This is a genomic window from Nonomuraea sp. NEAU-A123, assembly GCF_018603905.1.
GTDB lineage: Bacteria > Actinomycetota > Actinomycetes > Streptosporangiales > Streptosporangiaceae > Nonomuraea.
Genome location: NZ_JAHFZZ010000012.1, coordinates 83689 through 105133 on the forward strand (window position 1 = coordinate 83689; position 21445 = coordinate 105133).

Below are 21445 nucleotides of genomic sequence, written 5' to 3' on the forward strand. Positions count from 1 at the left end.
CGCACTCCGATCCGCGCCCGTGCCTTTGGCACGGGCGCGTAATCATGTGTACATGGATCTAGACGAGGCACGCGACTTCCTGCGGCACAACCACCGCGCCATACTCCTCACCAGGCACGGCGACGGCCGTCCGCAGATGTCCCCGGTGACGGTGGGCGTGGACGACGAGGGCTACCTCGTCATCAGCACCAGGGAGACGGCCGCCAAGACCCGCAACATCCGCCGCGACAACAGGGTGGCGATCTGTGCCTTCACGGACGCCTTCTACGGGAACTGGATCCAGGTAGAGGGCGAGGCGGAGATCATCTCCCTCCCGGACGCCATGGATCATCTGATCGCCTACTACCGCGGCATTTCGGGCGAGCATCCGGACTGGCCGGACTACGAGGCGGCGATGATCCGCGACAAGAGGGTCATCGTCCGGGTGACTCCGGTCAAGGCCGGGCCGGACCGTCACGGGTAGGGAAGTCCGAAGAAGACGGCCGCGGACGCGCACGTCACGGCGGGCGGCTCGCATCGCCGGAGGAGCGTTTCCCTGGACGGGCGCCAACCCCTTATGGCGGTTGGCGCCCACCGGGCCGGCCGTAAAGACCGTGAAGCCGGTGAAAACTAGGAGAGGCGCTCCAGGACCATCGCCATGCCCTGCCCGCCGCCCACGCACATGGTCTCCAAGCCGATCGACTTGTCGTGGTGCCGGAGGCTGTTGATCAGCGTGGAGGTGATGCGCGCGCCCGTCATGCCGAACGGGTGACCGACGGCGATCGCGCCGCCGTTGACGTTGAGCCGGTCGAGGTCGATGCCCAGATCCCGGTAGGAAGGGATGACCTGCGCGGCGAACGCCTCGTTGATCTCCACCAGGTCGATGTCGTCGATCGCCATCCCCGCGCGGGCGAGCGCCTGCTTCGACGCCTCGACCGGGCCGAGGCCCATGATCTCGGGGGACAGGCCCGTGACGCCGGTGGAGACGATGCGCGCCAGCGGTGTGATGCCCAGCTCGGCCGCCCGCGTGTCGCTCATCACGATGACGGCGGCGGCGCCGTCGTTGAGCGGGCAGCAGTTGCCGGCCGTGACCGTGCCATCGGGGCGGAAGACCGGCTTCAGCCCCGACACCGCCTCGTACGTGGTCCCGGCCCGCGGGCCGTCGTCCTTGCTGACCACGGTGCCGTCGGGCAGCGTCGCCGGGGTGATGTCCTTCTGCCAGAAGCCGTCGGCCAGCGCCTTCTCGGCGAGGTTCTGGGAGCGTACGCCGAACTCGTCCTGGTCGTGACGGGTGACGCCCTTGATCTGGGCGAGGTTCTCGGCGGTCTGGCCCATCGCGATGTAGATGTCGGGGATCGTGTCGTCCTCGCGCGGGTCGTGCCAACTCCGCCCGCCCTCGCCGAACGCCTTGCTGCGCCCGATGGCGTCGTGGAAGATCGGGTTCTGGGTGTCGGGCAGCGAGTCGGAGTTGCCCTTGACGAACCGCGACACCATCTCCACGCCCGCGGACACGAACACGTCGCCCTCGCCCGCCTTGATCGCGTGGAACGCCATCCTGGTGGTCTGCAGCGACGACGAGCAGTAGCGGGTGACGGTGGTGCCCGGCACGCCGTCGAGGCCGAGCATCACCGAGACGACGCGGGCCATGTTGAAGCCCTGCTCGCCGCCGGGCAGGCCGCAGCCGAGCATGAGGTCGTCGATCGTCGTGGGGTCGAGCTGCGGGACCTTGGCCAGCGCGGCCTCGATCATCTGCACGGTGAGGTCGTCGGGACGGATGTCCTTCATCGAACCCTTGAACGCCCGCCCTATGGGTGAGCGCGCGGTAGCGACGATCACAGCTTCAGCCATCTTCATCCTCCTGTGTCGGCCTTTAGAACTATATTCCAGTCCTGGCGGCAGAGCACGATGGCCCCTGGGGGTGTGGCCCGGGTCGTCAGCCGTACATGCCCGGCGCCGTGGCCGTGCCGTCGTTGACGGCGTGGACGCCGCCCTTCTCGTCACGCCAGAGGCGCCAGCCGTTCTGGCTGCCGGTGAACCAGGGGGGCGGTGCGGCCGAGGTCGCGAGCCGTTTGCCGGTCGACAGGTCGTACTCGCAGATGGCGGCTATCGAGTAGAAGCCGGGGGCCTGGGCGCGGAGCGGGAGCGGCTTGGGGTCGGTGACGCAGAAGGACCAGCCGCGCTGGCTCTCGACCGGAACCGAGGCGCCCGTCGTCAGGTCGAAGGCGGCGCCCTTGGCGTCGTGCTTGAGGAAGCCCAGCTTCTCCATGCGGTCGGGGAAGGCCAGCCACCAGCCGGAGCCGGGCACCTCGGAGGCGGCGATCTGGCCGACGACCCGGCCGCTCTCCGAGTCGAGCCGGGCGAAGCCGCCGTAGGTGCCCTGCTGGTCGACCGGCCGCACGACGGGGGCGTATCCGGGGCTGCCGCTGGGGTAGACGCGGACGACCGAGGGGCGCATCCAGTTGATCGTGCCGTCGCCGATCTTGACGGAGAACAGGCCGAACGTGGAGACCTTCTTCGTCTGCGGGTTCGTGTAGGGGGCGACGTAGCCGATCAGGTTGTCGCTCGTCGAGCCGAAGGCCCACCCGCCCGACATGTCGATGCCGGGGCCGAGCGCCTGCTCGATCGGCTGCTGCCACTGCAGCTTGCCGGTCTTGAGCTCGTACGACTCGATCATGGGGTTGGAGGCCAGGCGGAGCAGCAGCACCCGGTCGGCGTCGGACCACTCGACCTCGGCGATGCCGGGCAGCTTCCACAGTTGCTTGCCGGTGGCCGGGTCGAGCACCACCACGCGGGCGCTGGAGAGCGCGGTGTGCTCCGACAGGCAGATGTAGGACCCGCAGCGCTGGGGGCCGAACGTCGAATGCACGGGCCGCGTCCACTTCTGCGTGCCGGTGCGCGCGTCGCGGGCGACGAGGGCGGCGTTCCAGCGGCCCTTCTTGATCGGGTCGATCGCCACGACCACGGCCTGGCCGGGGGCCGTCTCGACGATGGCGGGCGCGGAGACGCCCATGCCGGGCAATCTGCCCACCATGGTGGCCGGCTGGGCCCAGAGCTTGTTGCCGTGGGCGAGGTCGACGGCGACGGTCTCCAGCGTGCCGTCGGGCTTCATGGAGGTGGTCGTGACGACCCCGCCTGCGGCCGCCATCCGGCTGACCGCGTCGATCTCGGAGTTGTGCCAGGTCGGGAAGACCGCCGTGGCCGCGCCGCTGTCGGAACAGCCGGCCAGGGCCAGGATTCCGGCGAGTGTGAGGGCGGCGTTCGCGAGGGGCCGGAGCACGAGCAATCCACTCCAAAGGGGACGAGGAGTGACGGCTCCGGCTCGGAGGGTGACCGGGGTCAGGCGTCGTTGAGCGTCTCCCCCAGCCGGCGGCGGAACAACGTCACCCACTTGCCGTGGGGACCCGTCGCCCGCCCGGCGACCCGGGTCGCGGAGACCTCGGTGCCGGACTCCTCCGCGGCCGTAGCCGCCGCAAGGTAAATCGGTTGCAATCCTTCGCCGCGCGCGGGTCTCGGCTCAGGCCACAACCTCAACGCAGCGCATACAGAAGGTAGCACTGCGTAAGCTGCCTGCGCGTAACCTCGGGCAGATGGATGGAAACGATCCGGTCCGAACATTTCGCCGGGGTTTGTGGCGAATTCCGGCCCCAGGACGTCGGCGAACGCGACCGTACGCCCGCCCGCGTCGACCACCGCGACCGTCTGCGCCGCGGCCAGCTGGCGGCTCCAGCGCCGCGTCACCCAGCGCAGCGGCTGCGCGATGGGCCGTACCGTGCCGAGGTCGGGACAGGTGCCCACGACCACCTCGGCGCCCGCCTCGCGCAGCCGCCGCACGGCCTTGCTCAGGTGCCGTACGGCCGCCGCCGGCGGGGTCTGGGTGGTGACGTCGTTCGCGCCGACGAAGATGACGGCCAGGTCGGGCTCCGCTTTGAGTGCCCGGTCGACCTGGCCGCCGAGCTCGGCCGACGGGGCTCCCGACTTGCCGACCACGTGGAGGCGTACCGGGCGTTCGGCCACGGAGGCCAGGCCGTGCGCGAGCAGTACTCCGGGCGTCCTGGCCGGGTCGGTCATCCCCAGGCCGACGGAGAGGGAATCGCCCAGCAGGACCATGGTGATCGGGGTGCCGGAGAAGTCGCCGTAGACGCCGTCGGACGGCGGTCCCTCCATGCCGTGCGGCCGGCCGATCACCTTTCTGGCCAGCAGGCTCTCGGCGATCAGGAGGCCGTACGCGGTGGCCCCGAGAGCCGTCAGGCCGCCGCCTCCGAGTGCCGCCGCCGTCGCGATCTTGCGCGCCGCGCGCGCCGTGCCCGGTGCCCAGACCACGTACGTTGCTCCCTTCGACCGAACTCGGCGGTAGCGTTTGCTTGAAAACTAGCCGAGCGCTCGCCACCCCCACGGGATCTCGGCCTTCGGCAAGCTGACCAAGCTTTGGCAAAGAAGGTGAACACCTCGGTGCGCGTTTACGATTCCCTGGTCGAGCTGATGGGCAACACCCCGCTCGTCAGGATGCACAAGGTCTCCGCTGGCCTGCCCGCCCAGGTGCTCGCCAAAGTCGAGTACTTCAACCCGGGCGGCTCGGTCAAGGACCGCATCGCGGTCCGCATGATCGACGCGGCGGAGGCGTCGGGGGAGCTGCGGCCCGGTGGCGTGATCGTCGAGCCGACGTCCGGCAACACCGGCGTGGGCCTGGCTCTCGTGGCCCAGCAGCGGGGCTACAAATGCTTGTTCGTGGTGCCCGACAAGGTGGCCCAGGACAAGATCGCGGTGCTGCGCGCCTATGGCGCCGACGTCGTGGTCTGCCCGACCGCCGTGTCGCCCGATCACCCCGACTCCTACTACTCGGTTTCCGACCGGCTGGCCCGCGAGGTGCCCAACGCCTGGAAGCCCGACCAATACTCCAACGTCAACAACCCCGACTCCCACTACTACTCGACCGGTCCCGAGGTGTGGGAGCAGACCGAGGGCAGGATCACCCACTTCGTGGCGGGCATCGGCACCGGGGGCACGATCAGCGGCACCGGCCGCTACCTCAAAGAGGTCTCCCAGGGCCGCGTGAAGATCATCGGGGCTGACCCGGAGGGCTCCGTCTACTCGGGCGGTTCCGGCCGGCCGTATCTCGTGGAGGGCGTCGGCGAGGACATCTGGCCGGCCACCTACGACACGAAGATCTGCGACGAGATCATCGCGGTGTCCGACAAGGACTCGTTCAACATGACCCGACGGCTCGCCCGCGAAGAGGGCCTGCTGGTCGGCGGTTCGTGCGGGATGGCCGTGGTGGCGGCGCTGGAGGTGGCGGCCAAGGCGGGGCCCGACGACGTGGTGGTCGTCCTCCTGCCCGACGGCGGGCGCGGCTACCTGTCCAAGATCTTCAACGACGACTGGATGGCCGACTACGGCTTCCTGACCACCTCGTCCGAGGAGGGCCTGGTGCGTGACGTACTGGCTCGCAAGGGGGCGGGCCTGCCGGAGTTCGTGCACGTGCACCCGCACGAGTCGGTCGGCACGGCCATCGCCATCATGCGCGAATACTCCGTCTCGCAGCTCCCGGTGATGAAGGAGGAGCCGCCGGTCATGGCGGCCGAGGTGGTCGGCTCCATCGTCGAGCGCGACCTGCTCGAAGCCCTCTACCGCGGCCGGCTCTCCTCCGAGGACACGATCGCCGAGCACATGTCGTCGCCGCTGCCGATGATCGGCAGCGGCGAATCGGTGGCGCGCGCGGTGGAGGCGCTGGAGAAGGCGGACGCCGCCGTGGTGCTCGAAGACGGCAAGCCCGCCGGGCTACTGACCCGCCAGGATCTGCTCGCCTTCCTCGCCAACCACTAGGGCACCACTAGGGCTTCCTGATCGACTCGATCACGGTGCCGAGCCCCTCCAGGCCGCGCCCTTCGGCGTCGGCGCGCTCGAACAGTTCCTTGAGCGCGTTCGGCACCGTGATCTCCAGCCCGGCGTCCTTCAGCGCGTGGACGGCGTGGCCCAGGCCGACCGCCTGCATGTGCAGGGAGTTCAGCTCGCCCGGGTACACCCCGGCCTCGACCTCCTCGGCCAGGATCTTGGCGAACCCCATCGGCCCGTCGCCCCCGAGCTGCGTGAACGTCTCCCTGGCGAACGGCAGGAAGTCCCCGGGCGTCACCCCCGCCGTGCCGAGCAGCGCGAGCGCGTGCATGTAGCTGGTCAGGCTGGACCAGAAGATCAGCAACTGCGCCTGGTAGTACATCATCGCCAGGCCCTGGTCCTCGCCCACGTACGTGATCGTGGCCAGCGCCTTGAGCGTCTCCGCGTGCCGGTCGACGACGTCCTTGGGGCCGCTGTAGAAGGTGTACGCCATGGGCAGGCCGATGCCGGGCGGCGGCACCATGATCCCTCCGGTGACGAGCGTGCCGCCCCGCCCGGCCACCCACCGCGCCGCCGCGCGCAGCTCCTCCGGGGTGCCGGAGCTGAGATTGACCAGCACCTTCCCGTCCAGCCGCGCGTCGCCCAAGCTGTCGTACATGGCCTGGTAGCCGACCTGGCTGATGACCAGCAACTCGCCTTCGGCCGCTTCGGCCGCCCGCCGGGCGCCCCTGGTCACCAGGGGCTCTGTCTTGCTCGCCGTACGGTTCCACACGGTCACCTCGTGGCCCGCCGCGAGGAACGTCTCCGCCATCTTCGACCCCATCGGGCCCATTCCGATCACTGTCACTCGACTCATGACCCACACCTTCGGGTGTCCCCCTACGGAAATCCTTCCGCCTCGCTACGGGTTGTCCCTGACGTGGTGAGTTTCGGGGTACTCGGGCCGCTGGCGGTCTGGACGGACGACGGACGCCGGATCGAGGTGACGGAGCCCAGGATGCGGGCGTTGCTGGCCGACCTCCTGGCGCACGGGGGCGGCCCGGTCTCGATGGACCGGCTGATCGACGACCTGTGGGGGGACCGGCCCTCCCGCAACCCCGTCGGCACCCTCCAGGCCCGCGTCTCCCAACTCCGCCGCGTGCTCGGCGGCCCCGGCTCGATCGTCCACACCCCGGCCGGCTACCGCCTGGCGATCGTCGAGCCCCAGCCGGACCCCTCACCGGCTGAGCCGGACGCGGACCGTTTCCGAGGCGGGGGCGACGCGGACCGTTTCCGAGGCGGGGGCGACGCGGACCGTTTCCGAGACCGTTTCCGTGACCGAGGCGACGCGGACCCCTTTCACAGCGGGCCGGACTCTTTTCGGGACCGGTGGCGCGACGCGGACCGCTTCGAGGACCGGCACGTCCTGGGCCGCTTCGGGACGGGTGGTGACGCGGGCCGCTTTCGTATCGCGCTCGACGCGGACCGCTTCCTCAAGCTCGCCGGCCGCCGTTCTGCGGGCCCGCACGAGCGGGCCGCTCAGCTCCACGAGGCCCTGACGTTGTGGCGCGGCCCCGCGTACGCCGATCTCGCCGACGAGGAGTTCCTCCGCCCGGAGATCGCGCGCCTGGAGGAGGCACGCCTGTCCGCCCTCGAAGAGCAGGCGGAGGTACGGCTGGCACTGGGCGAGGACGTAGACCTGGCCGACCTGGTCGCCCAGCACCCGCTACGCGAACGCCTGCGCGCCCAGCACATGACAGCCCTGTACCGAGGCGGCCGCCAAGGCGAGGCCCTGGCCAGCTACGACGATCTACGCGAGCGGCTCGCGGGCGAACTGGGCCTGGACCCCACGCCCGAGCTGGCAGCACTCCAGGCGGCGATCCTCCGCCAGGACCCCTCACTCACCGCCCGGCCGGCCCACTCCAACCTGCCGTCCCCCCTCACGGAGCTGATCGGCAGAGACGCCGAACTCGCCCAGGTCCGCAACCTGCTGAACACCGCCCGCCTGGTGACCCTCACAGGCCCTGGCGGCGTCGGCAAGACCCGCCTCGCCCTGGAAACCGCCCGCTCTCTCCTCGACGAAAGCCCCGCCTTCCCCGACGGGGTGTGGCTGGTGGAGCTGGGCGGGCTCGCCGACGTGGCCGAGGCGGTCGCGGACGTCCTCGGCGTACGCGACGACGACACCGCGCCCCTGCCGCCGAGGCTGGCGACCGCCTTGGCGGCCAAGCGGGCGTTGCTCGTGATCGACAACTGCGAGCACCTGGTGGAGGAGGCGGCTGCGCTGGTCTCGGCGCTGCTGCGGGCCGCCCCAGGACTACGGGTCCTGGCAACCAGCCGGGAACCGCTCTGCGTCACCGGCGAACACGTCCACATGGTGCCGCCACTGACCGAGCCCGACGCCGTACGCCTCTTCATTGCCCGCGCGGACCTCAAACTGAACGAGCCGAACGCGACCACCACGCCTCAACCGACCACCGCGCTTGATGGACCCCCGACGCCCCACTTGATCGCTACTTCTGCCGGTCCCGGCGGACCTGATGCGATCACCGCGCCCGGCCTGACTCCCGGGCCCCACTCGACTGCCGCGTTCGACTCGAGCACCGAGGCCACCGCGACTAGTGAGGCCACCGCGACGATCGAGACCATCGAGACCGACCCGACCAGTTGGCCGAGCAGGCCGAACGAGTTGGACAACCGGGGCGAGGTGGGTGAGGCGGTCGCGATCATCTGCAGGCGGCTCGACGGCATCCCGCTGGCGTTGGAGCTGGCCGCTACTCGGGTGCGCGCGCTGGGCGTACGGGAAGTGGCCGAGCGGCTGGACGACAGGTTCCGCCTGCTCAGCTCCGGGATGCGTGATGCCCCGTCGAGGCAGCGGACGCTTCGGGCAGTGATCGACTGGAGCTGGGACCTGCTGTCCGGCCACGAGCGGGTCGTGCTGCGGCGGCTGGCCGCGCACGCGGACGGGTGCACGCTGGAGGCGGCCGAGGCGATCTGCGCCGAGCCCGGCGTGGACGTGGTGGACGTGCTGGCCCGGCTCGTCGACCGCTCGCTGGTGGTGGTGACCACTGGCCCCAGATACCGCCTGCTGGAATCGGTCGCCGCCTACTGCGCCGAACGCCTGGCGGAGGCGGGAGAGCACAGACAGATCGCCGCACGTCACGCCCGCTACTACACGTCGCTGGCCGAACGGGCGGACCTGCGCGGCCCAGGACAGAAGCAGTGGCTCGAACGCCTGGACACCGAGACCGCCAACCTGCGACTCGCCCTGTCGGGCCCGGAGCCGCTACGCCTGGTCAACGCGCTCGCCTGGTACTGGTTCCTACGCGGCCGCATGGGCGAGGCCCGCCGCTCGTTGTCCACCGCCCTATCCAGAACCACCCCAACGTCGGCCCCACGCCCGACGGACCGGCCCACCACGGACCGGCCCACCACGGGCGGCTCCGCGACCGACGGGTCCGCGACCCGCCTGCCTACGACCGGCCTGTCTGTCACCAGCGCGCCCGCTGCCAGTCCGCTCGCGGTGGATCGGCCCGTTACCGCCACGTCTGCGACCGATCTGTCCGTGACCGGTCCGCTTGTCAGCAGCGCCCCGGCCATTGGTCGTCCCGTCAGCGGGGTGGCTGCCGAGGCGGCGGTCGCGTCTGTGTGGTTGGCGGGGATGGCGTTGGCGGTTGGGGAGGTGGCGCCGCCGGTTTGGGAGGCGGAGCTCGACGTTGAGGGGCGGGCACTGGCCGACTGGTTTCTGACCCACGTGCGCTGGGCGTACGGCGATCAGGTCGCGCATGAGGCGGCGGCGAGTCGGGCGTTGGCTGTGTTCGAGGTGCTTGGCGATCGGTGGGGGATCGCCGCCGCGCTCAGTCTGCGGGCGAAGCTGGCGGTGGGCCGGGCGGATCTGACCGCGATGGAGCGGGACGGTCGGCGGAGTCTGGAGCTGTTCAGCCAGTTGGGGGACGGGTGGGGGCGGTTGGAGGCCATGGACGCGCTCGACCGGCTGGCTGAGATACGTGGTGACTATGCCGAGGCCGCCAGATTGCGCGTGGAGCAGTTGCGGCTGGCGGAGGAGCTCGGCTTCGAGGTCGCGTTCAAACTGGCCGGGTTGGGCCGTGTGGCGCTCCTGGCGGGCCAGTACGAGCGGGCCGACCACTACCACGAGCGGGCCAGGCGGCTGGCCGTGGAGCAGTCCTACAAGGCCGCGGAGGAGCATGCCGTGCTCGGGCTGGCACTGAGCGCCAGGCGGCAGGGCAGGTACGAGCGGGCGGAAGGGCTTCTGATGCCGTGGCTCGGCTGGTTGCGGGAGGTGCGGGGGACGCCCGGCATCGCGTTCCTCATGGCCGAACTGGGGTTCGCCGCCGAGCAGCGCGGCGACGCCGGGACGGCGCTCGCCAGGCAGCGGGATGGTTATGAGGCGGCCCAGACCACCGGGGACCCCAGAGCGATCGCGCTCGCACTGGAGGGCCTGGCAGGCGCACTGTCGCTCATGGCCGAGCAAAGCCAGCAGCGCGGGCAAGGCGAGCGCGGGGACCGTTTCGGGCAGTACCGGGAAGCGGCCGGGTTGCTTGGGGTGGCGGCGGCGCTCAGAGAGGCTGTAGGTGTGCCTTTGCCCGTTCCTGAGCGCGCCGATGTCGACCGGATCGCCGCCAGGTTGCACAAGGGGATGGGGGAGGAGGCGTTCGACGCGGCCCGCGCCTCAGGGCGCGGGAAACTCCGCGACCACTTCCCAGGCGCCGTCGGAGCCGGGCCCGGCGTAGAGGCGCCCGCCCAGGGCCTCCACCCGCTCGGCCATTCCGACCAGGCCGAACCCGCCTCCCAGACGGGAGAGCCGGGGGTCGGCGGCTGAGCCGAAGTTGCGGATGCGCAACAGCACGCGCTGGTCGAACCGTCGCAGCTCGGCCTCGACCCAACTGGCGCCCGGCGCGTGCTTGCGGATGTTGGTGAGCGCCTCCCGTAGCACCCGGTGGATCGTCGTCATGACCTCCGGCGGCAGGGTGCGGTCGTCGATGCCCGACCCGATCTCGAACGCGACGCGCGGCCCGTTCGCCGAGAACCGCTCCGTCAGCAGGCGCAGATCGGCCAGCGACGTGCCGGGCCGCCTGTCGGCCTCGTCCTCGGTCCTCAGTACGGTGACCAGGCGCCGCATCGAGGTGAGCGCCTCCGTGCCGGCGGTGGCGATGGCGTCGAGGGCGGGCAGTACGGCGTCGGGCTTCATGTCGGCGACCGTGCGGGCGGCCTGGGCCTGTACGACGATGCCGGTGATGTGGTGGGCGACCAGGTCGTGCAGCTCCCTGGCCAGCTCCAGGCGTTCGGCCCGCCGTACGGAATGGACGGCCTCCTTGCGGCGCTCCTGCTGGAAGCGGAGGTAGCCGCCGACGGCGGCGGTCATCGTCCAGGCGGTGAAGAGCATGAACGAGAAGACCAGCTCGTTGTGGGGATCGCGGGCGATGCCCTCCGCCATGAGGGCGACCAGCGCGGCGGCCCCGAACACGGCGGCCCGCTTGACCGGCTCGACGTGGCGGAGCACGCCGATGGTCAGGATGATCAGCGCGCCGGTCTCCGCGGAGCCGGGCACGCCGACGAACCCGGTCAAGCCGATCACCAACGAGACGACGAACGACAGGGCCGCCACGGCGATGAACGTCTCGACCCGGAAGCGGCGCCGCAGGATGACGGCCGCGATGCCCGCGACCCCGCAGATCGCCACCGTCCACTGGAGGCCGCCCCTGGTGCCGGCCACCACGAAGTCCACGAGAAGCATCATGGCCAGCCAGCCGATCGCGGCGATGTCGCTCAGCCGGCGGATCCAGTAGACGACGCGCTTGGATTCCCCCACTCCTGGAAGCCTAAGCCGGAAGTCGGACGGCGAGCATCGACCGTTCGGCCGATGAGGAGCGCCGAGGACCAGCCCTTCAGCGGAGGCGGTGGCGGGGGGCCGTCGACCATGCTGGGAGATGTCCGGAAGGGGGACGGGAAATGGTTCTCATTGGGTTCGTACTACTGGGTGTCGGGCTGGTCGTCGGGTTGTTGCTGGCGCTGGCCGACCCTGTGCTGCTCTCCCGCATCAACGGGGAGGACGCGGAGGGCGGCAGCGGCCGCCACATCGAGGTGCCCGCACCGAACGCCGGCGTGGTGCGCCTGACGCCACGAGCGGGCGGCGACAGGCACGAGCCCCAAGCGGCCTGAGCCCACTGATCCGACACACAGGCCTGGCACACAACAGACCTGGCTCGCGCGGGCATGGCGTGCGAGTCACGCGGGCGCGCTTTGGGGACGGCGCCCGCCTCGGCCCGCGATCCGTTGGGGAACGGATCGCGGGCCGCTTCCGTTACCGTGGGCTTATGACGAACGGTTTCGAAACTCTGGCGATCCACGCAGGTCAGGAGCCTGACCCGCTGACCGGCGCGGTCGTGCCGCCGATTTACGCGACGTCCACCTACAAGCAGGACGGCGTGGGGGGCCTGCGTTCCGGATACGAGTACAGTCGCTCGGCCAACCCCACCAGGACCGCGCTCGAAGAGGCGCTGGCCGCGGTCGAGGGCGGCGCGCGCGGGCTGGCGTTCGCGTCGGGCCTGGCGGCCGAGGACGCCCTGCTGCGTACCGTCTGCAGGCCGCAGGACCACGTCATCATCCCCAACGACGCGTACGGCGGCACGTACCGGCTGTTCGCGAAGGTCAACGAGCGCTGGGGCCTGCACTACGACCCGGTGCCGCTCGGCGACCTCGACGCCGTGGCCAAGGCAATGACGCAGAAGACGCGGATCGTCTGGGTGGAGACGCCGACGAACCCGCTGCTCGGCATCGCCGACATCGCCGCGCTCGCCCAGCTCGCCCACGACAACGGGGCGCTGCTGGTGGTCGACAACACCTTCGCCTCTCCATACCTGCAGCAGCCGCTCGCGCTGGGCGCGGACGTGGTCGTGCACTCCACCACCAAGTACGTCGGCGGCCATTCCGACGTCGTCGGCGGCGCGCTGATCGCGGCCGACCAGGCGGTCGGCGAGGAGCTGGCCTACCACCAGAACGCGATGGGCGCGGTGGCCGGGCCGTTCGACGCCTGGCTGACGCTGCGCGGGCTCAAGACGTTGGGTGTACGGATGGACCGCCACTGCGACAACGCCGAGCGGGTCGTCGATCTGCTGCTCGCGCACCCGCGCGTGACCCAGGTGCTCTACCCGGGGATGGGCGAGCACCCCGGGCACGAGGTGGCCGCCAAGCAGATGAAGCGGTTCGGTGGCATGGTGTCGTTCCGCGTCGCGGGCGGCGAGGAAGAGGCCGTGGCGGTGTGCAACCGGGCGAAGCTGTTCACGCTGGGCGAGTCGCTGGGCGGCGTCGAGTCGCTCATCGAGCATCCGGGCAGGATGACGCACGCCTCGGTGGCGGGCTCGCCGCTGGAGGTGCCGGGCGACCTGGTGCGGCTGTCGGTCGGCATCGAGACGGTCGACGACCTGCTCGCCGACCTCAAGCAGGCGCTCGGCTAACCGGGTATAACCATCAGGAACAGGATCACCAGCCAGATCACGGACAGCAGCCCGCTGATGGCGGCGATCCGGCCGTTCTGCACCTTGGCGTCGTCGTCCGGGTTCTCGGTCTCGAGGACCCGGACGGCTGCGCGCAGGTCGCGGTCGATGATGACGAGCAGCACGATGGCCACGACGAACAGGGTCATCGAGGCCGTCATGTACCACTTGCCGAGCACCCCGGCCCCGATGGACAGGCCCAGGGCCAGCCCGAAGATCAGCACACCCAGCGAACCGATGCTGTAGATCCGGGTGGTCCGCTGGATGTTCTGCAGGACGGGCACGTTCTTGGTGCGGATGGCTCGAGGCGCGGCCATGGTGACCGCGGTGAGCGGGCCCACCGTGAAGATCGCGAAGCCGATGTGCAGCCAGAGAAGCAGGGACGACATGCGAAGGAGACTAGTCCCCGACGATCTCGCCCGTTGACTCGACACTCTGTTTACCTTCCGAGGAGCAGCGCATGATCAGCTCGGTGGCCGCGATGGCGACCACCATCAGCACGATCAGAAGAATCATGGCAATCATGGGACACCCCTCCTTCCCCGTGTGGGACGTAAATATCGTCCGTAATGACTAGACGCTCTGGCAACGGAATAAGTTCAGCGCGGGTATGGTTGCTAACCGTCGCTTTTTCCTTACCTTCTGGGCACAAGGGGGTGCCGTCCGTGGCCGTCAGGCATGTCGAGCCGTATACCGACGAGTGGCTGCAGCAGCCGACCGGCTACGTGCAGCAGGTCGTCGACCTGCTCGGAGCCGAGGTCGCCGACTGGTGGGAGGGCCCCTGCGAGCCGCGTGACGCGACCGTCCGCCTGGCGGACGGCAGCGCGCTGGTGTGGGACGAGGAGAGCGGATGGCGGCTCGGGAGCTTCGTCTCCGGTGGCCGCGGCGAGCACACCCAGCTCGACGGCGTCCGTTATCTGGGCGGCGGGCTGCTGCCCCGGCCCGAGCGCGTGCCGTCGGCGCTGAGCGACGCCCGCGTGGGCGTGGGCGCCAGCTCCGCGTGGCGCCCCTGCTACCGCTCGCACCGCAACTGCCGCGACGGCTTCGACGTCGCGCTCGACTTCTACGCCCCCCTCATCGAGGCGTGACCGCCCAAAGGACCGCCTGACCGCCCGAAGGACCGCCTGGCCGCCCGAAGAACGCCGGGGGTTCGCGTTCAGCGGGACCGGCGCACCCGCAGGAAGTCGCTCACCACGTACTCGCCCAGCCGCTCCGCGCTGGGGGAGAACACGCGCCCGCCGTTCCGCCGCGCCACCTCGTCGACGAACTCCTTGAGCCGATCGTCACCCGCCAGCATGAAGATGTTCAGCGTCGCCCGCCGCCGCGTCATCTTGTCCACCTCGGCCAGCGTGAGCTCCAGCGTCTCGTTCGACGGCGGCCACTCGAAGGCCGACTGCCCGTTGCGCATCAGGTGGGCCGTCGGCTCGCCGTCGGTGACCACGAGCACGACCGGCTCGAAGTCGGGGTGGCGATCCAGGTGCCGGCCCGCGATGAGCAGCGCGTGGTGCAGGTTCGTCCCCTGGACCATGTCCCAGTCGAGACCGGCCAGCTCGTCGGGCTGCAGCACCCGCGCGTAGTTGGAGAACCCGATGATCTGCACGGCGTCCTGCGGGAACTTCGACGCGACCAGCGCCTGAAGGGCGAGCGCGGTCTGCTTGGCCGCCGCCCAGGTCCCGCGCAGGGCCATCGAGTACGACAGGTCGACCAGCAGGCAGACGGCCGCCGCGCTGCGCCGCTCGGTCTCGGCCACCTCGAAGTCGTCGACGGAGAGCCGGACCGCGCCCGATTCCGTCTGGACGCCGCCGTTGCGGACGCCGTTGACCAGCGTGCGGACCACGTCGATCGGCTGCTCGTCGCCGAACCGCCAAGGCCGCGACGAGCCGGTCAGCTCACCGGCCGAGCCCGCGTCGTGCTGGTCGTGGTCGCCGCGCCGGCCCGCGTCGAGCGAGGAGAACACCCGGCGCAGCGCCGTCTCGCCGAGCCGCCTGACGGCCTTGGGCGTGAGCTCCAGCTTGCCCCGGCGGCGCAGGAGGTAGCCCTGCTCCTCCAGCTCACGTTCGATCCGCTTGAGGGCCTCCAGGTCGTCGACCGCCGACCGGCCGAGCGCGCGGCGGACCGCGGACTCGTCGATGTCGTCGAGCCGGGCGCCCGGGTAGTCCTGCCGGAGCGAGGTCTCCAGTTGGGAGAGGTCGGCCAGCTCCTCCAGAGCGGTGACGGCGTCGCCCATGCCCAGCGGCTCCTCGCCGGTGAGCCGGTCAGGGGTGTCCCAGGCCAGGTCGGGACGGCGGGACTGGAGCGCCTCGCCGAGGCGGCGCATCTGGTCGGAGAGCCCGGCCTGGTCGAGCGTCTGGTTGATCAGGTTGGCCAGCTCCTCGCGCTGGCGCGGGGTCATCGAGGCGAGCATGCGCTGGGTCGCGGCGGCCCGCCGCGCCAGGACGTCGACGAGTTCCTCGAGGTTGCGCGGCTTCTCCGGGAAGAGGTCGCCGTAGTTCTTCATGAACGCCTCGAAGTCCGCCTGGGTGTGCTGACCCTTGGCGTCCTTGTCGAGCATGTCGTTGAGGTCCGACATCATCTGCCGGACGCGTTCCATGGCCTCCGGGTCCGGCTGGGCCAGCGCGTCGCGCATCCCTCTGAACTGGCTGTCGAGCACTTCGCGGCGCAGCAGGTCGCGCAGCTCCTCGAAGGTCTGCCGGGCGGCGGCGGAGCGCCACTCGTACGAGGTCAGCTGCTGGATCGCGCTGGCCGTGTCGTCGGGCAGCGAGTCGAGCTCGCTCTCGCGCAGCCGCGCGTCGTCGGACGGGTCGGGGAACAGCTCGGCCCGCTCCTGGCCGATGGCCTTGTCGAGGAGCGCCCGCGCCTTCTCCAGCGTGCCGTCGAGGCGGCCGCTCTCGCGCAGGTCCCGGCGGCGGCGGCGCACCTCTCTGAGCATGTCGTCGAGACCCCGCCGGTCCTGGGCGCCGGGCAGCCCGCGCTTGAGCAGGTCGCGCAGGGCGTGTACGGGGGTGGAGCCGGACAGGATGGCGTCGCCCATCTCGTCGAGCGCGGCGCGCACGTCGTACGGCGGGGCGAGGGGGTCGGGGCCATCGTTGAACTCGCCATAGCGGTAGGCCATCACGAACACACGCTAACCCGATATACGGGCCTACGCGTCCCCAAAGACCTCACGCACCCCGGAGAGTTCGTTGACCTGGGGCACGTAATCGACCTGGACGAGCACCGGGTGCCCGACCGACTTGAGGGCTTCGGTGAAGTCGCGGCTCTGGCACGGCTTCTTGCCGAGCCCGTGCCTGTTGGCGTTGACCGGCTTGCCGGCCAGCCAGCCGTCGCCGCAGCGCCTGGTGGTCCTGCCGAACGTCATCAGGTTGGTGTAGCCGAGCTTGAGCGTCCGGCCCGCCCCGGTGAACAGGACCGTGGTGTCGTCGATCCGCTTGACCGTGCCGCGGGTGGTGCGGGGATCGTCCCGGCGGGCCAGCACTTCGCTGATCTTGACGGCCTTGGTGCCGAGGTACTCGACACGGACCGCGCTGGGCCCGGCCGCCAGCTCGGCGGTCAGGTCGCGCGGCTCGCAGACGGTGGTGCCCAGGCCCCGGCGGTCGAGCGCCACCTGTCCTTCGGTCTCCTTGAGGTCGCAGGCGACGGTCACCCGCCGGAACGCGGCCTTGGCGTAGTCGAGCCGCAGCTCCCTGGCGCCGGGGATGGCCTTGAACGTGTGGAGCGGCCTGCGGTACGTGGCGGCCATGGGCGTGAGGCGGATCCCGGTCCCGCCGGTGGACCAGGCCCAGCCGTACACGGCCTTCGTGGCGGTGGCTTCAGCGGCCTCGGCGGGTACGGCGACAGCGCCCAAGCACAAGGCGATGGCGAAGACGAGCGGACGCATGGGCGGTCTCCCCTGACGGCGTGATTGATCAGCACGTTCGACGCGCGAGACCGCCCCTTTGTTCATGTCCGGTAGACGGTGACTCCGTCCAGGTCCTCCTTGGACAGGCGGCGCATGAGGTACAGGCCCTCCAGGGCGAACTCCAGCGCGGCCGCCGCGTGTCCCGGCGACTCCTCGCCCGCGCCCATGCTCAGCCGCGACATGACCTTCGCCAGTCCGCTGACTGGACCGATGCGGCGCAGCAGCTCGGCGGCCGGGATCAGCTCGCCGGACTCCACCTGGTTGCCCTCGGCGAACTTGTCCGTCAGCGCCGACAGGTCCATCCCGCCCAACCGGCTCCTGAACGTCTCGGCCGTGGCCCGGCGGAGCAGGTGGGAGAGGATCTCGGTCTCCCTGCCCTCCTCGCTGACCTCGAACTCCACCTTGCCGCGCAGGCTGTGGACGACGCTGGCCAGGTCGCAGACGCGGGCGACGGCCTGTTCCTCGCCGGCGATGGCCGCCCGGCGTACGGCGGAGGCCATGGCGGTCTCGGCGGCCGCGATCGAGAACCGCGCCGACACGCCCGAGCGGGCGTCGACCGCCGTGGACTCGCGGACCAGGCGGGTGAATCGGGCGATCACTTCGACCAGGTGCTCGGGGATGTCGGCCCCGATGTCCGGCATGGACTCCTGGCGGATGAGCACCAGCTCGTCCTCGACCGTCAGCGGGTAGTGGGTGCGGATCTCGGCGCCGAAGCGGTCCTTCAGCGGGGTGATGATCCGGCCCCTGTTGGTGTAGTCCTCGGGGTTGGCGCTGGCGATGAGCAGGATGTCGAGCGGCAGGCGCAGGTTGTAGCCGCGCACCTGGATGTCGCGCTCCTCCAGCACGTTGAGCAGCGACACCTGGATGCGCTCCGCCAGGTCGGGCAGCTCGTTGACGGAGAACACGCCCCGGTTGGTGCGTGGCACCAGCCCGTAGTGGACGGTCTCCGGGTCGCCGAGCGTCCGGCCCTCGGCGATCTTGATCGGGTCGACGTCGCCGATCAGGTCGCCGACGGAGGTGTCGGGCGTCGCGAGCTTCTCGCCGTAGCGCTCGTCGCGATGCTTCCACGCCACGGGCAGCTCGTCGCCCAGCTCCCGAGCGAGCGCGAGGCAGCGCGTACAGGCCGGCGCGTACGGATGGTCGTTGATCTCGCACCCGTCGACCACCGGAGTCCACTCGTCGAGCAGGCCGGTAACGGTGCGGATGAGTCGGGTCTTGCCCTGGCCCCGCTCACCGAGCAGGACGAGGTCGTGCCCGGCGAGTAGCGCCCGCTCCAAATGGGGCAGGACGGAGTCGTCGAAGCCCACGATGCCTGGAAAACGGGGCTCACCTGCTCGCAGCTTGGCCAGCAGATTTTCGCGGACCTCTGCTTTCACGGTGCGATGAACGTGACCGCTCTCTCGCAGCTCGCGGAGATTTAGAGGCTGATGCACGGGATCGAGACTACGTCCCCTGGGACCACTGCGGCAGACAGTTTCCCATCTGGCGGAGATTTCGGATCTTGACTATTGCGTGACGGTTCGTGCGCGTGCTTGTCCCTTTAATGGGGAGAATCCGTTCCTAGGGAACTTCGACCCGCCGAGGAGGCGAGATCCGTGGCTGTGATGACGAGCCGCTTCGCCGACGGCCTCGCCGTAGGTTCCGACCTGGTGGAGGCCGCGGAGCGTGCTGTCGGTCAGGCCCTGTCGAGGCTCAGCGGCGAGGCGGACCTGGTGTGCTTTTTCATCTGTGGCGACGACCCCGACGACGTCGCCAGGGCGGGGGAGCGCGCGATGAGACTGGCCCCCGAGGCCCACGTGATCGGATGCAGCGCCACCGGCGTGATCGGTGACGGGCAGGGGGTCGAGCTGACGTCCGCCGTGAGCGCGTGGGCGGCCACGCTGGACGGGGCCGAGCTGACGACGTTCGCGCTGGAGACGCTGACCGCCGAGGACCGATTCGTGGTGGTGGGGCTGCCCGAGCGGACGTCCGACGATCATGTGGCGATCCTGCTGGCGGACCCGTACACCTTCCCCACGGACGCGTTCGTGGAGCGTTCGGCGGACGTGCTGGGCAACCTGCCGTTGATCGGCGGGCTGGCCAACGGGATACGGGGCCGCGGCTCCGTCCGGCTCTTCGCCGACGGCGAGATCTACACCGAGGGCGCGATCGGCGTGCTGCTCAGCGGCTCCGTGCGGGTCAGCACGGTGGTCAGCCAGGGCTGCCGGCCGATCGGCCCGACCATGGTCGTCACCCGCTCCGAGGAGAACCTGCTGCTGGAGCTGGCCGGCCAGCCGGCCCTGGCCCGGCTGGAGGACATCGTCAGCGAGCTCGACGAGGACGACCGCGACTTGGTCGCCGCCGGCCTGCAGATCGGCGTGGCCATGGACGAGTACGCCGAACGGCACGAACGAGGCGACTTCCTCATCAGAGGCGTGATCGGCATCGACCCGGAACGCGAGGCCGTGGCCATCGGCGACGTCGTGGACGTCGGCAGGACCGTGCGCTTCCACGTGCGCGACGCGGCCACGGCCGACGAGGACCTCTACGACCTGCTCGACGCGCACCGGGAGGAGCTCGGCCGGATCGACGGCGCGCTGTTGTTCTCCTGCAACGGCCGGGGCTCGGCGATGTTCGGCACCGCCGACCACGATCCGGTGGCGCTGCGCGACACGCTCGGGCCGATCGGGGTCGCGGGCTTCTTCGCCGCGGGCGAGGTCGGCCCGGTCGGCGGCCAGAACCACGTGCACGGCTTCACGGCGTCCGTCCTGATCTTCTCCGCGCCCACGGGTGGGGCGGGCGGCCCGTGATCCTCGCGCTCGACGTCAGTTGGGCTTGGTCGCAGTGAAGAGCCAGGCGTTGAACAGCGACGTCAGATCCTTGCCCGAGAGCTTCTCCGCCAGCGCGATGAACTCCTCCGTGGTGACCGTGCCGTATTTGTGGTCGGCCGTCCATGTCTTCAGCAGCTTGAAGAAGGTCTCGTCGCCGATGGCCTTGCGCAGGGCGTGCAGGGTCATCCCGCCCCGGGTGTAGACCGAGTCGTTGAACAGGTCACGGGCCTGGGCGCGGCCGGGCGGATATTTCCATATCGGGTCGGTCGCGGGGCGGGAGCGGTAGGTCTGGAAGAGCCGGTCGGCGGTGTTGGTGCCCTTGTGCTCGGCCCAGAGCCACTCGGCATAGGTGGCGAAGCCTTCGTTGAGCCAGAGGTCCCGCCAGCGCTTGATGCTCAGGCTGTCGCCGAACCACTGGTGGGCCAGCTCGTGCGCGATGATGCTCTCGTCGGGGGCGAAGCCGCCGTAGAGGGGCTTGGTCTGGTTCTCCAGGGCGTAGCCGGCCGAGAAGTCGTCGATCATGCCGCCGGTGGAGGAGAACGGGTAAGGCCCGAAGATCTTGCTCCAGTAGTCGGTGACCTCGCCCGAGACGTTGAAGAGATTGTTGAGCGAGCCGCGGTGCTTGGGATCGGCCGCCGCGAAGTTGGGGATGCCGCCCGGCGTGTGGCCCTTGCGCAGCTCGAACTTGCCGATCGTGGCCGTGGCGAGATAGCTCACCATCGGATGCCGCTCGCGCCACCGGAACGTGGTCTTGCCGTCCGCGGTCGTGGGCTCGCCGACCTGCTCGCCGTTGGCCAGCGCGGTCACGCCCTGGGGCACGGTGATCGCGAAGTCGTAGGACGCCTTGTCGGCGGGGTGGTCGTTGGCTGGGTACCAGGTCTTGGCGCCGTCGGGCTCGCAGGCCACGAACGCGCCGTCGGGCGTCGGGATGAAGCCGAACGTGCCCAGGTTGGAGGAGTCCTTCACCGGTTGGGGCACCCCGGCGTAGGTCACCTTGACGGTGAACGCGGCTTTGTCGTCGAGCGGCGTCGCGGGCAGCACGCTCAGCTCGCTGCCGGTACGGGAGAAGACGGCCTTCTCCCCGTTGACCGTGACATCGCTCACCTCGAGACCGGACAGGTCGAGGTTGAAGCGTGAGAGCGGCTGCGTGGTCGTGGCGTTGATCGTCGTCACGCCGTCGAGCCGCTTGCTGCTCGGTGTGTAGCCGATCACGAGGCCGTAGTGGGAGACGTCGTAGCCGCCGTTGCCGTCGAGGGGGAAGTCGGGGTCGCCGATGCCGGGCGCGCCCATGCTCGCGTTCGGCTGCCGGCTGCCTGAGGCTGCCGGGACGATGGCCCCCTCGGACGGCGCGCAGGCGAGCATGCTCAGCAGCGCCACAAGCGAAGCGACCACGCGCTGGTCAAACCCCATAGGCTGCGCTCTCCCCTTCGCTCAGTGAC

At 70.3% G+C, this 21445-nt stretch carries 17 protein-coding genes and 1 pseudogene; 7 read left to right on the forward strand and 11 right to left on the reverse strand.

Annotated elements, in window-relative coordinates; genetic code table 11:
- Positions 1-52: 52 nt before the first annotated feature.
- Entirely contained in the window at positions 53-463 is a 411-nt protein-coding gene (locus tag KLK06_RS33700) for a PPOX class F420-dependent oxidoreductase (RefSeq protein WP_214639637.1), read from the forward strand.
- 146 nt (positions 464-609) lie between these two features.
- On the opposite strand, the gene KLK06_RS33705 is transcribed toward KLK06_RS33700, so the two are convergent.
- The 3 genes from KLK06_RS33705 to KLK06_RS33715 all read right to left on the reverse strand — a co-directional run bounded on the left by KLK06_RS33705 (position 610) and on the right by KLK06_RS33715 (position 4299).
- Positions 610-1827, reverse strand: a complete 1218-nt coding sequence (locus tag KLK06_RS33705) for an acetyl-CoA C-acetyltransferase (protein WP_214639638.1) — start codon at positions 1825-1827, stop codon at positions 610-612.
- Between the two features lie 85 nt (positions 1828-1912).
- Positions 1913-3256, reverse strand: a complete 1344-nt coding sequence (locus tag KLK06_RS33710) for a PQQ-binding-like beta-propeller repeat protein (protein ID WP_214639639.1) — start codon at positions 3254-3256, stop codon at positions 1913-1915.
- 59 nt (positions 3257-3315) lie between these two features.
- Positions 3316-4299: an SGNH/GDSL hydrolase family protein gene (locus tag KLK06_RS33715; RefSeq protein WP_214639640.1), complete on the reverse strand. Its 984-nt coding sequence runs from the start codon at positions 4297-4299 to the stop codon at positions 3316-3318.
- Positions 4300-4428: 129 nt separating this feature from the next.
- Here KLK06_RS33715 and KLK06_RS33720 point away from each other — a divergent pair, with 129 nt between their 5' ends.
- The gene (locus KLK06_RS33720; RefSeq protein ID WP_214639641.1) at positions 4429-5799 is read left to right on the forward strand and encodes a cystathionine beta-synthase; all 1371 of its coding nucleotides are present in this window, start codon (positions 4429-4431) and stop codon (positions 5797-5799) included.
- A 7-nt stretch (positions 5800-5806) separates the two neighbouring features.
- On the opposite strand, the gene KLK06_RS33725 is transcribed toward KLK06_RS33720, so the two are convergent.
- Positions 5807-6664, reverse strand: coding sequence for an NAD(P)-dependent oxidoreductase (locus KLK06_RS33725; protein WP_214639642.1), 858 nt, complete (start codon positions 6662-6664; stop codon positions 5807-5809).
- A gap of 66 nt (positions 6665-6730) precedes the next feature.
- Between KLK06_RS33725 and KLK06_RS33730 the strand changes: the two genes are divergently transcribed.
- Positions 6731-10624: a BTAD domain-containing putative transcriptional regulator gene (locus KLK06_RS33730; protein WP_308168558.1), complete on the forward strand. Its 3894-nt coding sequence runs from the start codon at positions 6731-6733 to the stop codon at positions 10622-10624.
- Here KLK06_RS33730 and KLK06_RS63175 read toward each other — a convergent pair.
- Positions 10544-11542, reverse strand: a pseudogene (locus KLK06_RS63175) (sensor histidine kinase); the annotation flags it as partial. The gene KLK06_RS33730 and the pseudogene KLK06_RS63175 overlap by 81 nt on opposite strands.
- A gap of 212 nt (positions 11543-11754) precedes the next feature.
- On the opposite strand from KLK06_RS63175, the gene KLK06_RS33740 reads away from it, so the two are divergent.
- A complete protein-coding gene (locus tag KLK06_RS33740; protein WP_214639644.1) occupies positions 11755-11964 on the forward strand; it encodes a hypothetical protein in 210 nt (69 codons plus the stop codon).
- Between the two features lie 155 nt (positions 11965-12119).
- The gene (locus tag KLK06_RS33745) at positions 12120-13259 is read left to right on the forward strand and encodes a cystathionine gamma-synthase (protein ID WP_214639645.1); all 1140 of its coding nucleotides are present in this window, start codon (positions 12120-12122) and stop codon (positions 13257-13259) included.
- Here the strand turns inward: KLK06_RS33745 and KLK06_RS33750 are convergent.
- Both KLK06_RS33750 and KLK06_RS61820 read right to left on the reverse strand, forming a co-directional pair.
- Positions 13256-13687, reverse strand: coding sequence for a DUF2269 family protein (locus tag KLK06_RS33750; RefSeq protein WP_214639646.1), 432 nt, complete (start codon positions 13685-13687; stop codon positions 13256-13258). The genes KLK06_RS33745 and KLK06_RS33750 overlap by 4 nt on opposite strands.
- A gap of 10 nt (positions 13688-13697) precedes the next feature.
- Positions 13698-13823 (reverse strand): hypothetical protein, encoded by a 126-nt coding sequence (locus KLK06_RS61820; RefSeq protein WP_263655728.1) that lies wholly within the window; start codon positions 13821-13823, stop codon positions 13698-13700.
- Between the two features lie 140 nt (positions 13824-13963).
- Between KLK06_RS61820 and KLK06_RS33755 the strand changes: the two genes are divergently transcribed.
- A complete protein-coding gene (locus KLK06_RS33755; protein WP_308168559.1) occupies positions 13964-14386 on the forward strand; it encodes a DUF6292 family protein in 423 nt (140 codons plus the stop codon).
- A gap of 68 nt (positions 14387-14454) precedes the next feature.
- Here the strand turns inward: KLK06_RS33755 and KLK06_RS33760 are convergent, their stop codons facing one another.
- From KLK06_RS33760 to KLK06_RS33770, 3 genes are all read right to left on the reverse strand, one after another.
- Complete coding sequence (locus KLK06_RS33760) at positions 14455-16410, reverse strand: VWA domain-containing protein (RefSeq protein ID WP_214639865.1); 1956 nt, start codon at positions 16408-16410, stop codon at positions 14455-14457.
- Between the two features lie 30 nt (positions 16411-16440).
- A complete protein-coding gene (locus tag KLK06_RS33765; protein WP_214639648.1) occupies positions 16441-17175 on the reverse strand; it encodes a hypothetical protein in 735 nt (244 codons plus the stop codon).
- Positions 17176-17237: 62 nt separating this feature from the next.
- Positions 17238-18629 carry a sigma 54-interacting transcriptional regulator gene (locus tag KLK06_RS33770; protein ID WP_214639649.1) on the reverse strand — a complete coding sequence of 464 codons (1392 nt, stop codon included), beginning with the start codon at positions 18627-18629 and terminating at the stop codon, positions 17238-17240.
- A 171-nt stretch (positions 18630-18800) separates the two neighbouring features.
- Here KLK06_RS33770 and KLK06_RS33775 point away from each other — a divergent pair, with 171 nt between their 5' ends.
- Complete coding sequence (locus KLK06_RS33775; protein ID WP_214639866.1) at positions 18801-19985, forward strand: FIST N-terminal domain-containing protein; 1185 nt, start codon at positions 18801-18803, stop codon at positions 19983-19985.
- Positions 19986-20000: 15 nt separating this feature from the next.
- Here the strand turns inward: KLK06_RS33775 and KLK06_RS33780 are convergent, their stop codons facing one another.
- Entirely contained in the window at positions 20001-21398 is a 1398-nt protein-coding gene (locus tag KLK06_RS33780) for a M1 family metallopeptidase (RefSeq protein ID WP_308168560.1), read from the reverse strand.
- Positions 21399-21445: the final 47 nt, after the last annotated feature.

Excerpts from the sequence above, each read along its gene's own strand:
- KLK06_RS33765 (WP_214639648.1), bottom strand. The coding sequence starts at position 17,175 with ATGCGTCCGCTCGTCTTCGCCATCGCCTTGTGCTTGGGCGCTGTCGCC.
- KLK06_RS33700 (WP_214639637.1), top strand. The coding sequence starts at position 53 with ATGGATCTAGACGAGGCACGCGACTTCCTGCGGCACAACCACCGCGCC.
- KLK06_RS33725 (WP_214639642.1), bottom strand. The coding sequence starts at position 6,664 with ATGAGTCGAGTGACAGTGATCGGAATGGGCCCGATGGGGTCGAAGATG.
- KLK06_RS33750 (WP_214639646.1), bottom strand. The coding sequence starts at position 13,687 with ATGTCGTCCCTGCTTCTCTGGCTGCACATCGGCTTCGCGATCTTCACG.
- KLK06_RS33760 (WP_214639865.1), bottom strand. The coding sequence starts at position 16,410 with ATGGCCTACCGCTATGGCGAGTTCAACGATGGCCCCGACCCCCTCGCC.
- KLK06_RS33775 (WP_214639866.1), top strand. The coding sequence starts at position 18,801 with ATGACGAGCCGCTTCGCCGACGGCCTCGCCGTAGGTTCCGACCTGGTG.
- KLK06_RS33740 (WP_214639644.1), top strand. The coding sequence starts at position 11,755 with ATGGTTCTCATTGGGTTCGTACTACTGGGTGTCGGGCTGGTCGTCGGG.
- KLK06_RS33705 (WP_214639638.1), bottom strand. The coding sequence starts at position 1,827 with ATGGCTGAAGCTGTGATCGTCGCTACCGCGCGCTCACCCATAGGGCGG.
- KLK06_RS61820 (WP_263655728.1), bottom strand. The coding sequence starts at position 13,823 with ATGATTGCCATGATTCTTCTGATCGTGCTGATGGTGGTCGCCATCGCG.
- KLK06_RS33745 (WP_214639645.1), top strand. The coding sequence starts at position 12,120 with ATGACGAACGGTTTCGAAACTCTGGCGATCCACGCAGGTCAGGAGCCT.